Origin of the sequence: Serratia sp. CY27727 (assembly GCF_052169275.1) — a bacterium.
GTDB lineage: Bacteria > Pseudomonadota > Gammaproteobacteria > Enterobacterales > Enterobacteriaceae > Serratia > Serratia sarumanii.
The window spans coordinates 43,757-65,684 of sequence record NZ_JBJNLB010000007.1; the positions used below are offsets into that span (position 1 = coordinate 43,757).

At 58.7% G+C, this 21,928-nt stretch carries 18 protein-coding genes; 9 read left to right on the forward strand and 9 right to left on the reverse strand.

Annotated elements, in window-relative coordinates:
• Positions 1-2: 2 nt before the first annotated feature.
• From ACJ8HB_RS17115 to seqA, 4 genes are all read right to left on the reverse strand, one after another.
• Positions 3-302 carry a DUF3861 domain-containing protein gene (locus ACJ8HB_RS17115; RefSeq protein WP_033655173.1) on the reverse strand — a complete coding sequence of 100 codons (300 nt, stop codon included), beginning with the start codon at positions 300-302 and terminating at the stop codon, positions 3-5.
• A complete protein-coding gene (locus ACJ8HB_RS17120; RefSeq protein ID WP_041033880.1) occupies positions 302-937 on the reverse strand; it encodes a PadR family transcriptional regulator in 636 nt (211 codons plus the stop codon). The genes ACJ8HB_RS17115 and ACJ8HB_RS17120 overlap by 1 nt, the downstream gene beginning before the upstream one ends.
• A 191-nt stretch (positions 938-1,128) precedes the next feature.
• The gene (pgm, locus tag ACJ8HB_RS17125; protein WP_094860045.1) at positions 1,129-2,772 is read right to left on the reverse strand and encodes a phosphoglucomutase (alpha-D-glucose-1,6-bisphosphate-dependent); all 1,644 of its coding nucleotides are present in this window, start codon (positions 2,770-2,772) and stop codon (positions 1,129-1,131) included.
• Positions 2,773-2,848: 76 nt separating this feature from the next.
• A complete protein-coding gene (gene seqA / locus ACJ8HB_RS17130) occupies positions 2,849-3,391 on the reverse strand; it encodes a replication initiation negative regulator SeqA (RefSeq protein ID WP_033637454.1) in 543 nt (180 codons plus the stop codon).
• Positions 3,392-3,615: 224 nt separating this feature from the next.
• On the opposite strand from seqA, the gene ybfF reads away from it, so the two are divergent.
• From ybfF to fur, 4 genes are all read left to right on the forward strand, one after another.
• Positions 3,616-4,389: an esterase gene (gene ybfF, locus ACJ8HB_RS17135; protein ID WP_080298841.1), complete on the forward strand. Its 774-nt coding sequence runs from the start codon at positions 3,616-3,618 to the stop codon at positions 4,387-4,389.
• Positions 4,390-4,645: 256 nt separating this feature from the next.
• Complete coding sequence (gene ybfE, locus ACJ8HB_RS17140; RefSeq protein ID WP_004939936.1) at positions 4,646-4,933, forward strand: LexA regulated protein; 288 nt, start codon at positions 4,646-4,648, stop codon at positions 4,931-4,933.
• A 264-nt stretch (positions 4,934-5,197) separates the two neighbouring features.
• Positions 5,198-5,737: a flavodoxin FldA gene (gene fldA / locus ACJ8HB_RS17145; RefSeq protein ID WP_004939938.1), complete on the forward strand. Its 540-nt coding sequence runs from the start codon at positions 5,198-5,200 to the stop codon at positions 5,735-5,737.
• Between the two features lie 329 nt (positions 5,738-6,066).
• Positions 6,067-6,513: a ferric iron uptake transcriptional regulator gene (gene fur / locus ACJ8HB_RS17150; RefSeq protein WP_019454058.1), complete on the forward strand. Its 447-nt coding sequence runs from the start codon at positions 6,067-6,069 to the stop codon at positions 6,511-6,513.
• 246 nt (positions 6,514-6,759) lie between these two features.
• Here fur and ACJ8HB_RS17155 read toward each other — a convergent pair whose 3' ends face one another.
• The 5 genes from ACJ8HB_RS17155 to nagE all read right to left on the reverse strand — a co-directional run bounded on the left by ACJ8HB_RS17155 (position 6,760) and on the right by nagE (position 15,726).
• Positions 6,760-9,417: a beta-N-acetylhexosaminidase gene (locus ACJ8HB_RS17155; RefSeq protein WP_047568888.1), complete on the reverse strand. Its 2,658-nt coding sequence runs from the start codon at positions 9,415-9,417 to the stop codon at positions 6,760-6,762.
• A 13-nt stretch (positions 9,418-9,430) separates the two neighbouring features.
• On the reverse strand, positions 9,431-9,757 hold the full coding sequence (chiQ, locus tag ACJ8HB_RS17160; RefSeq protein ID WP_004939944.1) for a ChiQ/YbfN family lipoprotein: 327 nt from the start codon (positions 9,755-9,757) through the stop codon (positions 9,431-9,433).
• A 46-nt stretch (positions 9,758-9,803) separates the two neighbouring features.
• On the reverse strand, positions 9,804-11,207 hold the full coding sequence (gene chiP, locus ACJ8HB_RS17165) for a chitoporin ChiP (RefSeq protein ID WP_047568891.1): 1,404 nt from the start codon (positions 11,205-11,207) through the stop codon (positions 9,804-9,806).
• A gap of 577 nt (positions 11,208-11,784) precedes the next feature.
• Positions 11,785-13,449: a glutamine--tRNA ligase gene (gene glnS, locus ACJ8HB_RS17170; protein WP_033655303.1), complete on the reverse strand. Its 1,665-nt coding sequence runs from the start codon at positions 13,447-13,449 to the stop codon at positions 11,785-11,787.
• Between the two features lie 240 nt (positions 13,450-13,689).
• Positions 13,690-15,726, reverse strand: coding sequence for an N-acetylglucosamine-specific PTS transporter subunit IIBC (nagE, locus tag ACJ8HB_RS17175; RefSeq protein ID WP_047568893.1), 2,037 nt, complete (start codon positions 15,724-15,726; stop codon positions 13,690-13,692).
• A gap of 334 nt (positions 15,727-16,060) precedes the next feature.
• Here nagE and nagB point away from each other — a divergent pair, with 334 nt between their 5' ends.
• The 5 genes from nagB (at position 16,061) to ACJ8HB_RS17200 (ending at position 21,712) form a co-directional block, all read left to right on the forward strand.
• Positions 16,061-16,861, forward strand: coding sequence for a glucosamine-6-phosphate deaminase (gene nagB / locus ACJ8HB_RS17180; protein WP_033655301.1), 801 nt, complete (start codon positions 16,061-16,063; stop codon positions 16,859-16,861).
• A gap of 18 nt (positions 16,862-16,879) precedes the next feature.
• Complete coding sequence (nagA, locus tag ACJ8HB_RS17185; RefSeq protein WP_033647188.1) at positions 16,880-18,019, forward strand: N-acetylglucosamine-6-phosphate deacetylase; 1,140 nt, start codon at positions 16,880-16,882, stop codon at positions 18,017-18,019.
• Between the two features lie 27 nt (positions 18,020-18,046).
• Positions 18,047-19,267, forward strand: coding sequence for a DNA-binding transcriptional regulator NagC (gene nagC / locus ACJ8HB_RS17190; protein WP_033637448.1), 1,221 nt, complete (start codon positions 18,047-18,049; stop codon positions 19,265-19,267).
• 67 nt (positions 19,268-19,334) lie between these two features.
• The gene (locus ACJ8HB_RS17195) at positions 19,335-20,087 is read left to right on the forward strand and encodes an HAD-IIA family hydrolase (RefSeq protein ID WP_004939957.1); all 753 of its coding nucleotides are present in this window, start codon (positions 19,335-19,337) and stop codon (positions 20,085-20,087) included.
• Between the two features lie 188 nt (positions 20,088-20,275).
• The gene (locus ACJ8HB_RS17200) at positions 20,276-21,712 is read left to right on the forward strand and encodes a carbohydrate-binding protein (protein ID WP_047568895.1); all 1,437 of its coding nucleotides are present in this window, start codon (positions 20,276-20,278) and stop codon (positions 21,710-21,712) included.
• Positions 21,713-21,928: the final 216 nt, after the last annotated feature.

Here is a 21,928-nt window from a genome sequence, read left to right on the forward strand (position 1 = left end):
CTTTACGCCGCCGGACCTTTCTTCAATCCGACCATAAATTCCTTAAACGCATCGCGCAGCGGAGCGAACACCGGGTGTTTGCGGTTTTCGATCATCACTTCGGAGAACAGCTTCAAGCCTACGGCGAAGGCCGCGCTCTGCTCGGGGCCGAAGTTCAGATCGTCACGCGCCCGGATACGCTCGACGATCTCGAGAATATCGTCGTGGTTGGTCACTTCAAAACTCAGCGGCGCTTTCTCGACGGGATTGCCCTGGCGATCGCTCAGGGCTTCAACGGTAATAGTAAAACGGTGGCCGGGCATCAGTTCTTCTCCTGCTGCGTGGGTTGAATATGCATTTCGCTTTCGATCGCCGCCACGGCGGTCAGCAACGCGGCGTTGATGCGCTCCACCTGCTGCGGCGTAAGATCGGCGCGCATCACGTTGCCGCGCAGCAGGCTGCGCAGGCGGTTCATGGCGTCGTAGATGCCTTCCGCCAGGTTGCCGTGCCGATGATGCTCGCGGCCGGCGCCCGCCAGGCGCGCCAGAATGACGTCAACCACCTGTTGATGCTTTTGCAGCTCGCCCTCGCCCGCGGCGGTGATGCGGTAGCTTTTGCGGCCGTTGCCGGTGGTGAGCGGCTCAAGGAAATCCTGCTCTTCCAGCAGCGTCAGCGTGGGGTAAATCACCCCCGGGCTCGGCACATACAGGCCGGAAGAGGCTTCCTCGATCGCCTTGATCAGCTCATAGCCGTGGCTGGGCTTGCGCGCCACCAGCGCCAGCAACACCAGGCGCAGATCGCCGTGTTCGAACAGACGATGACGCCCGCCCCGGCCGCCGCGCCCACCCCGGCCGTGCTCTTCGCCGTCGCCGCCGAAATGATGGCGCCCGCCGCGATGACGGCGGCCCTCTTCACATTCATGATGGTGATGCCGGTGTAAACCTAATCGATGAAACATAGGGTGATACCTCGCTTTAACAGTGAACATCAATACGAGGTTGTTTAGATATATCTAAACAGCGTCGATAACGCTAATCTAGATCGATATATCTAAATTCGCAAGCGCGCACCGATAAAAAGATATATCTAAATTGCAGGCATAAAAAAAGCGCTGTAAAAACAGCGCTTTTTATCAATCAGGGAAAGTGATTACTTGGCGGAAGCCAGCACTTCGCTGACGATTTCGACCGCTTCATGCTCAATCTTCTCGCGGTGTTCCGCGCCGAGGAAGCTCTCGCAATAGATCTTGTAAGCCTCTTCGGTACCGGAAGGACGGGCCGCGAACCAGCCGTTGTCGGTCATCACTTTCAGCCCGTCGATCGAGGCGCCGTTACCCGGCGCCGCGGTCAAACGTGCGGTGATCGGATCTCCGCCCAGCGTACTGGCCTTGACCATCTCCGGCGACAGCTTGGACAGCGCCGCTTTCTGCGCATGGGTTGCCGGCGCCTGGATGCGGTTATAGCTCGGCGCACCGAAACGCTTGGCCAGATCGTCATAGTGATGCTGCGGGTTCTCACCGGTTACCGCGGTGATTTCAGCCGCCAGCAGGCACATGATGATGCCGTCTTTGTCCGTCGACCACGGCTGGCCGTTGAAGCGCAGGAACGAAGCCCCGGCGCTCTCTTCGCCGCCGAAGCCCAGGCTGCCGTCGAACAGGCCGTCCACAAACCATTTGAAACCGACCGGCACTTCCACCAGCTTGCGGCCCAGGTCGGCCACCACGCGGTCGATCATCGCGCTGGACACCAGCGTTTTACCGACTGCGACATCGGCGCCCCACTGCGGGCGATGTTGGAACAGGTAGTTGATGGCTACCGCCAGATAGTGGTTCGGGTTCATCAGGCCTTTCGGCGTGACAATGCCGTGGCGGTCGTAATCCGGATCGTTGGCGAACGCCAGATCGAATTTGTCGCGCAGCGCCAGCAGGCCGGCCATCGCCGACTCGGACGAGCAGTCCATGCGGATGATGCCGTCGTGATCCAGGTGCATGAAGCGGAAGGTCTGATCGATGGAATCGTTCACCAGCGTCAGATCCAGCTTGTAGTGTTCCGCCACGCGCTGCCAATAGGCGATGCCGGAGCCGCCGAGCGGATCCACGCCCAGCTTCAGGCCGGCGCGTTGAATGGCCGGCATGTCGACCACCTCAACCAGGCCTTCGACATAAGGCTGCACCAGGTCTTTGGCGTGCAGGTGGCCACTGTTCCAGGCCTTGTCCAGCGACTGGCGCTGAACGCCTTTCAGCTGCTGCGCCAGCAGTTCGTTGGCGCGCTTCTCGATCACCGACGTCAGGTTGGTGTCAGCCGGGCCGCCGTTCGGCGGATTGTATTTGATGCCGCCGTCTTCCGGCGGGTTGTGGGACGGCGTAATGACGATGCCGTCGGCCTGCGCGCCGCCGCGGCGGTTGTGGCACAGAATGGCGTGCGATACCGCCGGCGTTGGCGTGAAACCGTTATTTTCCTGCACGATCACATCGACGCCGTTGGCGGTCAGCACTTCCAGCACGGAAATGAAGGCCGGCTCAGACAGCGCATGGGTGTCTTTGCCCACGTAGCACGGGCCGGTGGTGCCCTGCTGATGACGAACTTCGGCGATCGCCTGAGCGATGGCGAGGATGTGCGCTTCGTTGAAGCTGTGGCGCTGCGCGCTGCCGCGGTGGCCGGAGGTGCCAAACTTCACCGCGTGTGCGGCATTGCCGGCTTCAGGTTGCAGCACATAGTACTGCGACGTCAGCTGGGCTACGTTGATCAGATCGCTTTGGCGGGCGGGCTGCCCGGCACGTGGATTATTCGCCATCGACATATCTCCCTCATCCCTGTCGGTGACCGGGCAATACGTCGCGCACGGCCAGCATGACGGGCTGTTCGCTAAATTAGACGGTACCGCAAACTTTCTCGATCAGTTCCGCCGGGAACTGCATCGCCTGCATGATGTGTTCGATCATGCTGCGTTTGCGGCCGGTATTGGTATTGGTGATCACCCAGTAAGGGGTGCCCGGTACATGCTTCGGCTTGGTATGCGTGCCGTTGGCCAGCAGGGTCTGCTGATCGCCGGCGAAATAGGTGCGGGTACGGCCGGTCAACGCCTCGGTGGCGGCGGCGAAACCGGCGGCATCGAGGGTGTACAGCGTGGACAGCACCAGCATGAAACGGTTGACCGCTTTGTTCTGCTCGGCGTATTCATCCGATAACAGCAGCTCACGCATGGCGCGCACGCGATCGCGCGGACGCTGCGCCGGCGCCGCTTTTTCCAGCTCGACGGACTGCGGGGCACTGGCGGCAGGCAACGCGCGCACCGGCTGCCCGGCGGTGAATTTCAACATGCGGCGTAAAATATCGGACGCGCTTTCACCGATGTGTTGCGTGTGGCTGGCAATATAACGGTAAAGCTCTTCGTCGACTTCAATAGTTTTCATCTTTATCCAATACTGTTTTTTCTACTTAGAACCTGAAGCCAGATCCTGCATTCAAGCCATGGGATTATAAGGTTAAAAGCGCTGGGGCGAACACAACAATGTGCCTCCGGACGGCAAATGCAGACTAATACCTATAGCCGGCACTGCCAAGCCCGCGCCGCGAAAATTCCGCATGATTCATCGTGCGATTCAATCATGATACCCTAATCTGAATCTCTCTCAGTATGAACTTCGCCATGAAATTACATTATCAACTGCTGGCCGCCGAGTCAGACGCGCTGCCGGTGCTGCTGATCCACGGGCTGTTCGGCAATCTGGACAACCTGGGCGTGCTGGCGCGCGATCTGCATAAACAGCACACGGTGATCAAGGTCGATCTGCGCAATCACGGCCTCTCCCCGCGCGCCGACGACATGAACTACCCCGCCATGGCGCAGGATCTGCTGGCGCTGCTCGACGAACTGCAGCTGGAGAAAGCGATCGTCATCGGCCATTCGATGGGCGGCAAAGCGGCGATGGCGCTGACCGCCATCGCGCCCGAGCGCGTCGCCAGGCTGATCGTTATCGACGTCGCGCCGGTGAATTACCAGACCCGCCGCCACGACGAGATTTTCGCCGCGCTGAAGGCCGTCAGCGCCGCCGGCATCACCCAGCGCCAGGCGGCCGCCGAGCTGATGCGCGACTACCTGCAGGAAGAAGGCGTGATCCAGTTCCTGCTGAAGTCCTTCCACAACGGCGAATGGCGCTTCAACCTGCCGGTGCTGATCGCACGCTACGAAGACATCACCGGCTGGCAGGAAGTCCCGCCCTGGCCGCACCCGACCCTGTTCATTCGCGGCGGCCTGTCGCCGTACGTGCAGGACAGTTACCGTGCGGACATCGCCCGCCAGTTCCCGCAGGCCCGCGCGCACGTCGTCGCCGGTACCGGCCATTGGGTGCACGCCGAAAAACCGGAAGCGGTGCTGCGCGCCATCCACCGTTTCCTCGACGAAGCCTGAAAAACACGCTTTCCTGGCGAAAAAACGCGCTAAAGATAACGGCTTAGCGCGTTTAGCCCGCAGTTAGGCATTGTCGCCGCTCCATCTGCTGGGGTAATATGGCGCGCTATAATTTTGCCGCCGCGCCAGCGCGTTCGCGAACGCCGGTTCGGGGGTGAATTTGGGTTAGGGTTTATTGGCCCGAAGTGTGTTAACCGATGCCTCCGGAAGCGTGCGAGCGCTTTTTGATGCAAACTCCCTTGCAGTACCGCTACCTATGGCAAAAGAACAAACGGATCGCACGACGCTGGATCTGTTCGCAGATGAACGCCGTCCGGGGCGCCCGAAAACCAACCCGCTCTCCCGCGATGAACAGCTTAGAATCAATAAGCGCAATCAGTTACGGCGCGATAAAGTGCGTGGATTGCGGCGCGTAGAGCTGAAAATCAACGCGGATGCGGTGGACGCCCTGAACAAACTGGCGGAACAGCGCAACATCAGCCGCAGCGAACTCATCGAGCAGATGCTGTTGGCGCAACTGGCGGAAGAACAGCCGGAACATTGATCTCTTCGGCCGCACGCGCGGCGCGGCGTTAAGGACAACGCCGGATCGACCACGCTTTTCTTCATTCTCCGGCATCGCATAAATGCGATAAAACCCCGGCGCCACTTTCTGGCATGATACGCATTTACCGGCTAGAGACTGCGCCTGTCGGCGCCCGCCCCGGAGGCGAAAGGCTCTTGCCATGGCATCATTTTAATCGGCGTCAGCGGCGGCAGTGCCGGCGTCGAGTAATGCAATTACTTGAATTTAAAGGTTATACGCGATATGGCTACTGTAGGCATTTTCTTTGGCAGCGACACTGGCAATACCGAAAACATTGCCAAAATGATCCAGAAAATTCTCCAGAAACAGTTTGGCGACGACGTCTCTGAAGTGCATGACATCGCTAAAAGCAGCAAAGAAGACCTGGAAGGGTTCGATATCCTGCTGCTGGGTATCCCGACCTGGTACTACGGTGAAGCACAGTGTGACTGGGATGATTTCTTCCCGACGCTGGAAGAAGTCGACTTCAACGGCAAACTGGTGGCGCTGTTCGGCTGCGGCGACCAGGAAGACTACGCGGAATACTTCTGTGACGCGATGGGCACCATCCGCGACATCATCGAACCACGCGGCGCGGCCATCGTGGGCCACTGGCCGACCAAGGGCTACCACTTCGAGGCCTCCAAAGGCCTGGCGGACGACAACCACTTCATCGGTCTGGCGATCGACGAAGATCGTCAGCCGGAGCTGACCAACGAGCGCGTGGACGCCTGGGTCAAACAGATCGTCGAAGAGCTGAGCCTGGCCGATATCGTCGGCTAAGCCCCGGCACTGGCGAAAGGTTGAACAAAGGCCCTGTAAAGTGCATAGTGTGCCCACAGGGCCGTCATCGGCAGCAGGGATTGCTGCGATAGAAGCTACAGATTTGTAACTTCCCACCCCGTCACGGTAGACTGAGATATCGGTTTATCCCATCCATCAAGGCGTTGCATGCAAAACATGCAATAGTGCAATTATATCTTTGTTAACAACCGGCGGTTTCTATTTAGTACAACCGGTTCTATAATGAGACGCATTAACTCTTTGTGCCGACCGATGCCACAGGCGAGTACGCCTCAACTTGATTAGCATAGTAACAGGACTGAATTCGCATGACCGACAACAACATCGCATTGAAGAAGGCCGGCTTAAAAGTCACGCTTCCGCGACTCAAAATCCTGGAAGTACTGCAAAATCCGGAATGCCATCACGTCAGTGCGGAAGATTTGTACAAAAAACTGATTGATATGGGCGAAGAGATCGGGCTGGCAACGGTTTATCGCGTACTGAACCAGTTTGACGATGCGGGCATTGTGACACGTCACAATTTCGAAGGCGGCAAGTCCGTGTTCGAGCTGACCCAACAGCATCACCACGATCACCTGATTTGTCTGGACTGCGGCAAAGTGATCGAATTCAGCGACGAATCCATCGAAGTTCGCCAGCGTGATATCGCCAAGCAGCACGGCATCAAGCTCACCAACCACAGCCTGTACCTGTACGGCCACTGCGAAACCGGTGACTGTCGTGAAGACGAAACACTGCACGACAAGAAATAAGCCTGACCGGCTATGAAAAACCGCCTCACACCGAGGCGGTTTTTTTATGCCCGCCGTGCAACGGGCAAAAAAATCCCCGGACAAGCCGGGGAAAATCATGTCATGAAATATCACAATTGCAGCGGCACTGCGACTCCACGTACTACTCTCACTTCAACGTCCACCCCGCGCCGACACGCGCGAAGGCAGACGCATTCCCCCTTCGTTATACGGCCTGCCGCCGGGCAGCAGGCCGTTGCACCGGGCTTAAACCTTCTCGGCGCGGCTGTAGCGTTTACCGTCCGGGCTGACCGAACGCACCTGAACGTCACCGGAAACCGCCGGTTTGGCCTTGGCGTCATAGCGCTGCCACTGCTTGCCGCCGTCGGTGGAATACTCGATGCCCAATCCCGGCAGCGCGATATTCGCCTCCAGCTTGCCGCCCGCTACGCGCGCGCCCGGCACTGGCAGACGGTAAGCGACGCCGCCTTTGTCCAGCTTGGCCAGTTCACGCTGGCCCAGAATATTGGCGAAGCGCAGCCAGTCTTTCTCCAGCGCCTTGGTATCGACAAAGTGGGTTTCCCCGCCTTTGTATTCGCGGCCGGCGCGATAGTCCTGCTCCCAACCGGCGCGGTGCCAGGCGCGTTCCGCCACCGACAGCGCGCGTGGGAAGATCATGTATTCCATCTGCGGATCGGTGCGCTGGGTTTCGCTCCACAGCTGAGCGGACAGCCCGTAGGCACCCGGCCACGGCTTGTCGCTCTTGGCGCTGAAGGGGTTGCCGTCGCGGTCGACCGAGGTTTCCGCGTTCTGCGGCATGTTGTCCGGCGCAAAGCTGAACACCTTGCGCTCGTCGCTGAAGCGGGTGCCCCAGTAGTAACCGCGCTCGTCCGGGTTCACCTCATAAGGGAAGTCCATATAGACGTAGTCCGGGTTGGAAACCACCACTTCATACCCTTTGTTGGCCCAGTCGTTGACGCTATCGAAACCGCCCCAGTACAGGGTATCCCAGAAGTTGACGCCCACGCGCGAGGTGGCGAACGCCTTCGCGCTCTCGGCGTCTTTCAGGCCGTCCTGCCAGGCCTGCATTCTGTCGATGCCGTGCGCCTTCACCAGCTTGCTGACCTCTTGGCCGAAGTAGCTCGGCAGGTGCTCCATGTCGGCCACCTTGCCTTCTTTGATCATCGTCTGGCACACCTGCGACTTGGCCCACGGCTTGTCTTCGTTGCTCTGATCGATGATGCCTTTGCCCGGTTCCGGTTTCGCCTTGTCGGTGTAGCCGGCGCCCAGGCGAATGTTTTTCGCTTCGTCACCGCCGAAGTGCCAGGTCTTGATCGGCTGGCCGGCTTCTTTATGCATCTGGGCGATCTCGCCGATCACCTTGTCGACAAAGCGCTGGGAAGAGTCCAGGCACGGGTTCAGGTAGCTCTGGCGGTTAAAGAACTGCACGGAGGTGGTGTTGGAGGTATCGGTCGGATCCACCAGGCGGAATTCGTTGGCCTCCTGCTCTTTCCCGGCGGCATGCAGCTTTTTATAGCGCGCTTCCATCGAGAGCACCGCGGCGCGGGCGTGCGCCGGCATGTCGATCTCCGGGATCACTTCAATCTGGCGCGCCTGGGCGTATTTGATGATGTCGATATAGTCCTGACGGCTGAAGAAGCCGCCGTAGACGTCCGGCCCCTGGCCGTACTGCGGCAGCAGGCAGGTGGTTTCGCTCAGATCGTGGCAGCGCTGGCCGCCGACTTCCGTCAGCTCAGGCAAACCGGGGATCTCGATGCGCCAGCCTTCGTCATCGCTCAGGTGGAAGTGGAATTTGTTGAGCTTGTAGGCCGCCATCTGATCCAGCAGGCGCAGCACCGCGTCCTTCTTATGGAAGTTGCGCGCCACGTCGAGGAAAATGCCGCGATACTCGAAGCGCGGCGCATCGCTGGCGTCCAGCGTGGCGATCTTGCCGCTGCCGTCGCTCGGCACTAACGACAGGATCGACTGCAGCCCGTAGAACACCCCGGCCTGATCGAAACCGATCACTCGCGCCTCTTTCTTGCCGATTTTCAACTCATAGGCGCCTGACACCGCCATCGCGCCTTTAAACTTACCCGGCTGAATGTCGGTCTTGATAGGATAGCCGTTGGCCTGAACCGGCACGCCCAGCAGCGCAAAGCGCTGGTTGACGGCGTCCGCCGCCGGCTTGACCAGCGTGCTCAGATCCGGTGCCACGCCGTTACGCAGATCGGCATCCTGCGCGTGCACTTTCACCTGCATCGGCGTCGGCACGATCTGGCCACGCAGCGCGCCGGCAGGCAGCGTCTGCAGATCGGCATTGCTGACAAAGCGCGAAGCCGGCGTCATCAGAATGTTTTTGTCGTCCTTGGTGCGCTTCCACTGGTCGCCGGTGAACGGCGCCACGAACTGATCCAGATTTTCGGTATCGGTATTCGCCAGCATTTTCGGCTTGGCGTCGCCGGACGTGGCATACCAGCGCGGCAGGAAGTCGTTTCTGAACAGCTGCCAGTATTCGGCCACCACTGGAATTTCCACCGCCTTACCGGCCGGGAAACCGCTGAATTTGGCGGTCGGCTCCAGCTTGTACAGATCGCCGGTGAGGTGAGCTATCTTGAACTGGTCGTTATCCACCCGCAGGGTCTGGCGCGGGCTGTGGAAATAGATGACCCAGTCTTTGCCGTCGATCGCCTGGCCGTCGTTGCTGAGGGTGAACAACACCCGGTTGCAAGAGGCCCAGTCGGCGCCCAGCGCCGCGCAGTCCACGCCGTTTTCGCCGGCGCGGTTATCCAGCATTTTCACGTTCAGCTTCAGCTGGCTCAGCTGATCCACCAGCTGTTGATCGGCCATGGCGTTTCCCATGCCGCCCAGGAATCCCATCGTTGCCGTCAAAGCGGCTAATGCGCTCAGTTTGAATGCGTTCATGTTCTTATCCTTCTTAATTATTGTTATCGCGAATTTCTTGCCACAGCTTGCCGCACTTGGCGTCGTAAGCCTGACCGTTGCCGCTGTGAACCGCCATAATGCAGTTCTGATAATCCATCACCCGCACCGTTTCCTGCGCGGCGAACTGCTGGTGCTGCTTCTCTTGCTTCAGCACGTTCAGCACCGCCTTGCAAGGCTGCAGACGCTCCGGCGAACCTTCGGCGGTGTTGATGCAGGCGCTGTAAGCCTGCTTCAATTTGGCGTCTTCCGGCGGCGCGGCGGGTTGCGCGCAGGCGCTCAAGGCCGCGGCGGCCGCCAACATCAGCATGATTTTTTTCATCGTTGAATTCCCTTAACTGCCCCCGGCGGCGAGGCCGGGGAACGCATCAGAAGATGGTGAATGGCGCGATGACCATGAACTTGACGTCTTTCTCGTCCTGGAAGATGTTGCCGTAACCGCCGCCCCAGCTCGGGATGTTGGTGTGGTTGTCATACTGGGTGTAGTGCAGCTTGATCAGCGTGCCCTTGGCGCGCCCTTCCTGGATGGTGTACATCGCGTCCAGGCTCCAGGCGCTCTCTTTCAGGCGCTGGCTCTGATCGTAGATCGGGTTGGTGCTCGGCTTGGCGTCCCAGGCGTAAACGTAGGAGCCGCCGACCGCCATGCCCGGCAGGTTCCAGTTGCTGAGGTCATACATCACGCCGGCGTACACCGCTTTCTCGCCGTTGGCGTTAAAGTCGGAGCGGTTGTCCCACCACACGTCCAGGCGGCCGTTGGACGAGGCGTAGGTTGGGGTCATGCGCTGCAGGAAGAAGCCCTGGTTGCCTTCCGCCTTGACCATGGTGCCTTCCAGACGCCAGTTGAACTGCCCGGTGGTGTAACCGAAGGTCAGCGCCTGCAGCCAGGCCAGGCCGTCGTAGATGCTGTTTGGATCGTTTTTGTCGCTGATGCGGTCTTCCGCACCGTAGAACTGGTAACTGGTGGTCAGCGGGTTGCCGAGCACATCGAATTTGTAAGACGCTTTAGTGAAGTATTGATTCACGTATCCCTGCGCCTGGCCGAAGGCGGCTTCCAGCACCAGATCGTTTTTGAAATCGTACTTGGCGCCCAGCGAGTGCAGGTAGGAGACGCGGGTTTTCCTGTCGTTCTGGCGGAAGTCGTCCACCTCGATATGCCACGGTGCCTTGTATTTGTCGGCCCACATGTAGGAGAAGCTCAACGCGCCGGCATCGCCGTAGTCGAACTTGGCGCCGGCTTCGGCCCCCTGATAGGTGCCCGGCATAAAGCTCCAGTGTGGCGCCAGCAGGGTTTGGCCGCTCGGCTGAATATAGCCGGCGCGCGCCCAGACCGGGCCGTATTTGAATTTGGCGGCGGCTTTGTACAGGCTGATGCCGCCCTTGTCACCGGAATAGTCTTCGTCGTAGGTCCGGTTTTTCGAGGAAAACGCGATCTCGTTCGGGTGGCCGCTGGCGCTGGATTCCGCCAGCTCGATGGCGGTGAAGGCACCGACGTCCAGACCGAACATATCCCAGGCGTAGCCCGAAGCGAAATCCAGGCTCAGGTTGGCGGTGGAGTGCGACAGGTTGGTGGTATATTGGTTGTAATCCTTGCTGTCCGGATTGAGATCTTTACGGTCGCGCTCACGTTGCCAGTAATATATGCCGCCGGTCAGCGTGGAATCATCGATAAACCCTGCGGCTTTCGCCTCAGGCGCCATGGCAAACCCTGTTCCCAACAGCGCGCCCGCGACTGCGAGCGCCAGCGTTTTACGCTGAGCACCGTGCGTACCCATATTGAAATTCCTCTTTGACTTAACTTAAAAGTTGCAGCCGCCTGTGTTCACCACTGCCCTGCACGACTGCCAATAAAAAACCCGAACGGGTAAAAAATATTGCCGACGAGATGTTATTCCCACAGCACTAATTGCTACAGACAGACTATTTTTCGCGACGCGAATTATCAAATGAAAAATGAGGGAGATTTGTCAAAGTATGACAAGGAGCACATATCAGTGAGATTTTGTTACGCCGGTGATCATGGAAGGTGTCGAATAAAAAATTCAATTAAATCAGAATAAATTGAGATACCAGGTCAACCAGAGACGATTAATGGTTTCAGCCTGACTAAATCCGTCAGTCAGGCGATAAAAATTGAAAGCGCTCTCTAAATGAAATTAATTCGCATCACGAATATATAAGTAAATATTAAGACTAACAAGGCCAATATCAGAAAGCTTATGGGTTAATGCGCCGTGATTAATTAAACGCGCTCCGGTTAAAATCAGAGAGGAATAGATCGCAGGTGAAATTACAGGCAAAAAAAGCGCGGCCTAAGCCGCGCTGATTCATTAATTTTCGAGGCGAATAAGATTAGCCCTCGATTTTCGCCCAGGTGTCGCGCAGGCCGACGGTGCGGTTAAACACCAGATGCTCGGCCGACGAATAGCGACTGTCGGCGCAGAAGTAACCTTCACGCTCGAACTGATAGGCTTTCTCCGGCTGTGCGGCCGCCAGGCTCGGCTCGACGAAGCCGTGCTTGATCACCAGCGATTCCGGGTTGATGGTGGAGAGGAAATCTTCCGCCGCGCCCGGGTTAGGCACGCTGAACAGGCGATCGTACAAGCGAATTTCCGCCGGCAGCGCGTGCGCCGCGGACACCCAATGGATCACGCCCTTCACCTTGCGGCCGTCGGCAGGATCTTTGCTCAACGTTTCCGCATCGTAGCTGCAGAAGATGGTGACGATCTCGCCCGCTTCGTCCTTCTCGACGCGCTCGGCCTTGATCACGTACGCATTGCGCAGACGCACTTCCTTGCCCAGCACCAAGCGCTTGTACTGCTTGTTGGCTTCTTCGCGGAAGTCGGCGCGATCGATATAGATCTCGCGGCTGAACGGCACATCGCGGCTGCCCATTTCCGGCTTGTTCGGGTGGTTAGGCATGGTGACCATTTCCACCGCATCGCCCATGTTCTCGATGACGATTTTCACCGGATCCAGCACCGCCATGGCGCGCGGCGCGTTCTCGTTCAGATCGTCGCGGATGCAGGATTCCAGCGCCACCATCTCGACGTTGTTGTCTTGCTTGGTCACGCCGATGCGCAGGCAGAACTCGCGAATCGAGGCGGCGGTATAACCGCGGCGGCGCAGACCGGAGACGGTTGGCATCCGCGGGTCGTCCCAGCCTTCGACGATCTTCTCGGTCACCAGCTGGTTCAGCTTGCGCTTCGACATGATGGCGTATTCGAGGTTGAGGCGCGAAAACTCGTACTGACGCGGGTGGCAAGGAATGGTGATGTTATCCAACACCCAGTCATACAGACGGCGGTTATCCTGGAATTCCAGGGTACACAGCGAATGGGTGATCCCTTCCAGCGCATCGGAAATGCAGTGGGTGAAATCGTACATCGGGTAGATGCACCATTTATTGCCGGTCTGGTGGTGTTCGGCGAACTTGATGCGGTACAGCACCGGATCGCGCATCACGATAAACGGCGAAGCCATATCGATCTTGGCGCGCAGGCAGGCGGCGCCTTCGGCGAACTCGCCGTTGCGCATCTTCTCGAACAGCGCCAGGTTCTCTTCCACGCTGCGATCGCGGTACGGGCTGTCTTTGCCCGGCGCGGTCAGGGTGCCGCGATATTCACGGATCTGCTCCGGCGACAGCTCATCGACGTAGGCCAGCCCCTTGGTGATCAGCTCGACCGCATACTGGTGCAGCTGATCGAAATAGTCTGAGGAGTAACGAACGTTGCCGCTCCACTCAAAGCCCAGCCACTCCACGTCGTGCTTGATTGACTCCACGAACTCGATGTCTTCTTTCACCGGGTTGGTGTCATCGAAACGCAGGTTGCACTGGCCCTGATAGTCCTTGGCGATGCCGAAGTTCAGGCAGATGGACTTGGCGTGGCCGATATGCAGATAGCCGTTAGGCTCCGGCGGGAAGCGGGTATGTACCGACGTGTGTTTCCCCGACGCCAGATCTTCATCGACGATCTGACGGATAAAATTGGTTGGGCGGGCTTCAGCCTCACTCATTTCACTGTTCCTCAATGCAAAGCGCTACACATAACCGCCTATGATCCAACAAGCCACGTCTGGAAACAACCGTTTGTTGCACGAAAAATGCGGCGCGTTGCCCCCTCGGCGCGCAGCGCACCACCGTGGGGCGAAACGGGATAAAAAAAGCGGGAAGAGATCGCTCTCTTCCCGCCAAATCGGGGCAAACTCCGCCATGATGCGTGGCCGGCCCCCGGTACTACTCAGGTAAAAACGGCCTTACTTTTGGATCTCGTACAGCTTGGTCTGACCGGCGACCACCGAGCCGCTGGCCAGCGCCGCCAGGCCGGCGTAGTCGTCAGAGTTGCTGACCACCACCGGGCTTATCATCGAACGCGCGTTGGCGTTCAGATAATCCAGATCCAGTTCCAGAATCGGTTGACCGGCTTTCACTTCCGCGCCCTCTTCCACCAGGCGTTTGAAGCCCTGGCCTTCCAGCGCGACGGTGTCGATCCCCATGTGCACCACGATCTCGGCACCCTTGTCGGTTTCCAGGCAGAACGCGTGGTTGGTATTGAAGATTTTCACCACGGTGCCGTCCGCCGGCGCCACGACGATGTTGTCGGTCGGGCGAATCGCCAGGCCGTCGCCTACCGCCTTGCTGGCGAAAGCTTCGTCCGGCACCTGATCGAGCGCCACGACTTCACCGGTCACCGGCGCTACCAGCGTTTCAAACGCGGCTTTCGGCGCGTTCGGCACCGCCTGCGGTTTGGCTTCCGCGGCAGGGGCCGCCGCCGGGGCCGCCGCAGCCGCTACCGGGCCGGCTGCAATCACGTTGCGCATTGCGCTGGCGATAAGTTCAGCACGGGTGCCGACGATCACTTGCACGCTCTGCTTGTTCAGGCGGATAACGCCGGATGCGCCGAGGCGTTTCGCCAAGGCGTCGTTCACCAGCGCAGAGTCTTTCACATTCAGACGCAGGCGGGTGATGCAGGCATCGATGCCGGTCAGGTTGTCGGAACCGCCGATCGCGCCGACGTAGCGACGGGCCAGCGTGGTGGTTTCGTTTTCGTCTTTACCGGCGTTGCTGTCGACGTTGACGTCATAACCGTCGGTTTCGTCACCGGCAACCGCCAGTTCGCGGCCCGGGGTCATCAGGTTGAATTTCTTGATGGTGAAGCGGAACACCACGTAGTAGATGACGAAGAACACCAAGCCCTGCGGGATCAGCATGTACCAGTGGGTCGCCAGCGGGTTGCGGGACGACAGCACCATATCCACCAGCCCGGCGCTGAAGCCGAAACCGGCGATCCAGTGCATGCTGGCGGCGATGAACACCGAGATACCGGTCAGCACGGCGTGGATCACGTACAGCACCGGTGCCACGAACATGAAGGAGAACTCCAGCGGTTCGGTGATACCGGTAAAGAAGGCGGCGAACGCGGCCGCCAGCATGATGCCTGCCACTTTGGCTTTGTTTTCAGGACGCGCGCAGTGATAGATGGCCAGCGCTGCACCCGGCAGACCGAACATCATGATCGGGAAGAAGCCCGCCTGATAACGGCCGGTGATGCCAACAACCGCTTTACCGGCTTCGATTGACTGCTGGCCGCCGAGGAAGTTAGGAATATCGTTGATGCCGGCCACGTCGAACCAGAATACCGAGTTCAGCGCGTGGTGCAGGCCGACCGGGATCAGCAGACGGTTGAAGAAGGCGTAAATGCCGGCGCCGACCGAACCCATTTTCTGAATGTGTTCACCGAAGTTCACCAGACCGTTGAAGATCACCGGCCAGATGTACATCAGAATGAAAGCGACCAGGATCATCAGGAAGGAAATGAGGATCGGCACCAGGCGGCGGCCGCTGAAGAACGACAGCGCCTTAGGCAGCTCGACGCCGCTGAAGCGGTTGTACACTTCGGCGGAGATGATACCCACCAGAATACCGACGAACTGGTTCTGGATCTTGCCGAACGCGGCAGGCACCTGATCGAGCGGGATCTTCTGAATCATCGACACGGCGGCCGGTGAACAGAGGGTGGTCAGCACCAGGAAGCCGACGAAGCCGGTCAACGCGGCGGCGCCGTCCTTGTCTTTGGACATGCCGTAGGCCACGCCGATAGCGAACAACACCGACATGTTGTCGATGATAGCGGAGCCGGATTTAATGAAGAAAGCGGCGAGCGCGTTGTCGCCGCCCCAACCAACAGGGTCAATCCAGTACCCAACGCCCATCAAGATGGCGGCGGCGGGCAGCGTGGCGACCGGCACCATCAGCGCCCGTCCCACCTTTTGCAAATAACTAAGAATGTTCACCTTTTCCCCCTATGTTGTCCGCGGACGGACCCTATTAGTAGTTTATTTGGAGCTCTCACTACCTTTTTAGAAACAACGCATGGCACGTATCACTCATGCCGAGTGTAAAAAATTTATTTTGTATCGCAAATTAAAACCTCCCTTTTTGTGATAAATATCACCAAAAAGTAGTCTTTCCCTCCCGGATTGCTGGCCATCACACAAAACTTATTTTATCATTCAAAAAATCAACCGGACGGACGATTCACGCGAGAATCATAAAGCTGGGTTACGCTTAGGACTCCCGCAGGCCCGTACAGTATAGCTTTAGTTTACTTATCCCAAGAGGTGTTAGATGAGACTTATCCCACTGAAAGATACCGCACAAGTCGGCAAATGGGCCGCGCGTCATATCGTTCAACGCATCAACGCATTCAAGCCAACCGCAGAGCGCCCGTTTGTCCTCGGCCTGCCTACCGGCGGCACGCCGCTGGAAGCCTACAAACATCTGATTGCGATGCACAAAGCAGGTGAAGTAAGCTTTAAGCATGTTGTGACTTTCAACATGGACGAGTACGTTGGCCTGCCGCAGGAACACCCGGAAAGCTACCACACCTTCATGTACCGCAACTTCTTTGATCACGTTGATATCCCTAGTGAAAATATCAACCTGCTGAACGGCAACGCCGCGGATGTCGACGCCGAGTGCCGCCAGTACGAAGAGAAGATCAAGTCTTACGGCAAAATTAACCTGTTCATGGGCGGCGTGGGCATCGACGGCCATATCGCGTTCAACGAGCCGGCTTCGTCCCTGGCTTCGCGCACCCGCATCAAAACGCTGACCGAAGACACCCGCATCGCCAACTCGCGCTTCTTCGGCGGCGACGTCAGCCTGGTGCCGAAATATGCGCTGACCGTCGGCGTGGGTACGCTGCTGGACGCGGAAGAAGTAATGATCCTGGTGACCGGCCACGCCAAGGCGCAGGCGCTGGAGGCCGCGGTGGAAGGCAACATCAACCACATGTGGACCATCAGCTGCCTGCAGCTACACGCCAAAGCGGTGGTGGTGTGCGACGAGCCGGCCACCATGGAACTGAAAGTCAAAACCGTCAAATATTTCCGCGAGTTAGAAGCGGAAAGCGTGAAAAGTCTTTAATCTTTGCAGGGGGCTACGATGTTCGCTTTAACCCACGGCCGAATCTATACCGGCCACGACGTACTTGATGACCATGCAGTCATTATCGCTGATGGGCTGATCGAGAGAGTCTGCCCGGCGGCTGAATTGCCCGCCGGCATCGAAACGCGCGACCTGGGTGGCGCCATCCTGGCCCCCGGGCTTATCGACGTGCAGCTGAACGGCTGCGGCGGCGTACAGTTCAACGATTCGCTGGAAGCGATTTCGGAAGAAACGCTGGAGATCATGCAGCGCGCCAACGAGAAATCCGGCTGCACCAGCTATCTTCCGACGCTGATCACCAGCAGCGACGAATTCATGAAGCACAGCGTCGAGGTGATGCGCGCCTATCTGAAAAAGCACCAAAACCAGGCGCTGGGCCTGCACCTGGAAGGGCCGTACCTCAGCCCGGTGAAAAAAGGCACCCATAACCCGGCGTTCATTCGCAAGCCAACGCAGGACATGATCGATTACCTGTGCGCCAACGCCGACGTGATCACCAAGGTGACGCTGGCGCCGGAGATGGTTGAGCCGCACGTTATCAAGCAGCTGACCGAGGCCGGCATCGTGGTCTCCGCCGGCCACTCGAACGCCACCTACGATCAGGCTCGCACCGGCTTCGCCGCCGGCATCAGCTTCGCCACCCACCTGTACAACGCCATGCCGTATATCACCGGCCGCGAACCGGGGCTGATGGGAGCGATCTTCGACACGCCGGAGGTCTATACCGGCATCATCGCCGACGGCCATCACGTGGCCTGGGCGAGTATCCGTAACGCCAAACGCCTGAAAGGTGATAAATTGGTATTGGTCACCGACGCGACCGCACCGGCAGGTGCAGATATTGACCAATTTATTTTCGCCGGTAAAACAATATACTATCGGGATGGGCTGTGCGTGGATGAGAACGGCACCCTGAGCGGTTCCGCGCTGACCATGATCGAAGCGGTGCAAAACAGCGTCGAACATATCGGCATCGCGCTAGACGAAGCGCTGCGCATGGCGACGCTGTACCCGGCGCGCGCCATCGGCGTCGAGCACCGTCTGGGCACCATCGAAGCCGGCAAGGTGGCTAACCTGACCGCCTTCACCCGTGATTTTAAAATCACCAAAACGCTCGTTAACGGTAACGAGGTTTAATTCAATGAACAGCGAGTAACATTATTGATGAGCACCGGCGGACAAGCACAAATAGGGAACGTTGACTTAGTCAAACAACTTAACGGCGCGGCAGTTTACCGCCTGATCGACCAGCAGGGCCCGATCTCGCGCATTCAAATTGCCGAACTCAGCCAGCTTGCCCCCGCCAGCGTCACCAAAATTACTCGCCAGCTGCTGGAGCGCGGGCTGATCAAAGAAGTCGATCAGCAAGCCTCCACCGGCGGCCGCCGCGCGATCTCCATCGTGTCGGAAACCCGTCATTTCCATACCGTCGCGGTGCGTCTCGGCCGCCACGACGCTACCATCACCCTGTATGACATGAGCGGCAAATCGCTCGGCGAAGAACACTATCCGCTGCCGGAACGCACCCAGGAAACGCTGGAGAATGCGCTGTTCGCCGCCATCGCCCAATTCATCGAAGCGAATCAGCGCCGCCTGCGCGAGCTGATCGCCATCGCGGTGATCTTGCCCGGCCTGGTGGATCCGGCGCTGGGCGTGGTGCGCTACATGCCGCACATCAGCGTCAGCAACTGGGCGCTGGTGGACAACCTGCAGCAGCGCTTCAACGTCACCAGCTTCGTCGGCCACGACATCCGCAGCCTGGCGCTGGCGGAGCACTACTTCGGTGCCACCCGCGACTGCGAAGACTCGATTCTGGTGCGCCTGCACCGCGGCACCGGCGCCGGCATCATCGTCAACGGGCAGATTTTTCTCGGCAACAACGGCAACGTCGGCGAGATCGGCCATATCCAGATCGATCCGCTCGGCGAACGCTGCCACTGCGGCAACTTCGGCTGCCTGGAAACGGTGGCCGCCAACGCGGCGATCGAACAGCGCGTGCGCCAGCTGCTGAGCCAGGGCTACCCGAGCAAACTGACTCTGGAAGACTGCGGCATCAACGCCATCTGCAAGGCCGCCAACCGCGGCGATCTGCTGGCCAGCGAAGTGATCGAACACGTCGGCCGCTATCTGGGCAAGGCGGTGGCCATCGCCATCAACCTGTTCAATCCGCAGAAGGTGGTGATCGCCGGTGAGATCACCGAAGCGGACAAAGTGCTGCTGCCGGCGATCCAGAGCTGCATCAATACCCAGGTGCTGAAGGACTTCCGCAAGAATCTACCGGTGGTGACCTCCGAACTCAATCATCGCTCGGCGATCGGCGCTTTCGCCCTGGCCAAACGCGCGATGCTCAACGGCGTGCTCTTGCAGCGATTGCTGGAAAGCTGATCCGCCGCTTCTGGCAGGTGTGTTATCGTCACCCCTTGCCTGCCGTAATCATGAGAAACAGCGACAAATGAAAATCAAAAACGTTATATGCGATATCGACGGCGTGCTGCTGCATGACAATACGCCGGTGCCCGGCGCCGATCTGTTCCTGGCGCGCATCCAGGAACAAGGCATGCCGCTGGTGGTGCTGACCAACTACCCGTCACAGACCGCGCAGGATCTGGCGAACCGCTTCGCCGCCGCCGGGCTGGAAGTGCCGGAGAGCGCGTTCTATACCTCGGCGATGGCCACCGCCGATTTCCTGCGCCGCCAGGAAGGCAAAAAAGCCTACGTGGTCGGCGAAGGCGCGCTGATCCATGAGCTGTACAAAGCCGGTTTCACCATCACCGACATCAACCCGGATTTCGTGATCGTCGGGGAAACCCGCTCTTACAACTGGGACATGATGCACAAGGCCGCCTACTTCGTCAGTAACGGCGCGCGCTTTATCGCCACCAACCCGGATAGCCACGGCCACGGCTTCTCGCCGGCCTGCGGCGCGCTGTGCGCCCCCATCGAGAAGATCACCGGCCGCAAGCCGTTTTACGTCGGCAAGCCCAGCCCGTGGATCATTCGCGCCGCATTGAACAAAATGCAGGCGCACTCGGAAGAGACGGTGATCGTCGGCGACAACCTGCGCACCGACATTCTGGCGGGCTTCCAGGCCGGCCTGGAAACCGTGCTGGTGCTGTCCGGCGTCTCCACGCTGAGCGACATCGAAACCATGCCGTTCCGCCCGAGCTACGTCTACCCTTCCGTTGCCGATATCACTATTTTCTGATGCATTTATGGCGGCTGCCCGGCCGCCATTATTTCCCTCTTCCTGACCCCAGTTTGAATTTAATTCGTTCATGGCCGCAAAAGGTTTCAGCCTGCCCGCGCTAAAAACCCTCATTATAACCTTACGCCCCGCCAATAGCTGATATTGCCGGCAGGCGAAAATCCCTTACCCTAATTAATGAGGCTACCATGAGCACAAATAACATTATTAATGCCGCCGATGACGCAGCCATTATGCCGACTATCGCCAATAAAAAAATCCTGATGGGGTTCTGGCACAACTGGGCCGCCGGCGCCAGTGACGGTTATCAACAAGGCCAGTTCGCCAATATGAACCTGACCGACATTCCCGCCGAATATAACGTGGTGGCCGTCGCCTTTATGAAAGGCCAGGGCATCCCGACCTTCAAGCCTTACAACCTGTCCGACGCCGAGTTCCGCCGCCAGGTGGGCGTGCTGAACAGCCAGGGCCGCGCGGTGCTGATCTCCCTCGGCGGCGCAGACGCGCACATCGAACTGAAAACCGGCGACGAAGACCGGCTGAAAGATGAGATTATTCGCCTGGTGGAAGTCTACGGCTTCGACGGCCTGGATATCGATCTGGAACAGGCGGCGATCGGCGCCGCCAATAATAAAACCGTCTTGCCTGCGGCGTTGAAAAAAGTAAAAGACCATTACGCCGCGCAGGGGAAAAACTTTATTATCAGCATGGCGCCGGAATTCCCATATTTACGCACCAATGGCACCTACCTGGATTATATCAACGCCCTCGAAGGCTATTATGACTTTATCGCGCCGCAATATTATAACCAGGGTGGCGACGGTATTTGGGTGGACGAGCTCAACGCCTGGATCACGCAAAATAACGACGCCATGAAAGAGGACTTCCTCTACTACCTGACGGAAAGCCTGGTCACCGGCACCCGCGGCTATGCAAAGATCCCTGCAGCAAAATTCGTCATCGGTCTGCCGAGCAACAACGATGCCGCCGCCACCGGCTACGTGATCGACAAACAAGCGGTGTATAACGCCTTCTCGCGTCTCGACGCCAAAAACCTGTCGATCAAGGGCCTGATGACCTGGTCAATCAACTGGGACAACGGCAAGAGCAAAGCCGGCGTGGCCTACAGCTGGGAGTTCAAAACCCGCTACGCGCCGCTGATTCAGGGCGGAGTCACCCCGCCGCCGGGAAAGCCTAATGCGCCGACGGCGCTGACGGTCTCCGAGTTGGGCGCCACCTCGCTGAAGCTGAGCTGGGCCGCCGCCACCGGTGCCTTACCGATCGCCAGTTACACCGTTTACCGCAACGGCAACCCGATCGGCCAGACTGCCGGCCTGTCGTTGGCCGACAGCGGCCTGGCTCCGGCCACCCAGTACAGCTACTTCGTTACCGCAACCGACAGCCAGGGCAATACCTCGCTGCCGAGCAGCGCGCTGGCGGTCAAAACCGCCAACGACGGCACGCCGCCCGATCCGAGCGCGCCCGAGTGGCAGAACAACCACAGCTACCAAGCCGGCGACGTGGTGAGTTATAAAGGCAAGAAATACACCTGTATTCAGGCGCACACCTCCAACGCCGGCTGGACGCCGGACGCCGCCTTCACCCTGTGGCAGCTCATCGCCTAATCGCTAATCGATTGCCGGTCAAACCGGCCGGCAATCCCGTCATTACGCTAAAAATTGCATAATCGCTAATTTTCCCCGCCGATAACTGAAAATCCGTCAAAAACCGCGCCCAGGCAAACAACTATTTCTCAGCGTATGGCTAAAACGCTTGCATCTCATGCAGCTTTAGGCGCATTTTCATAACCACAGCGCAGCAAAACCGCGTTATCGCTGATG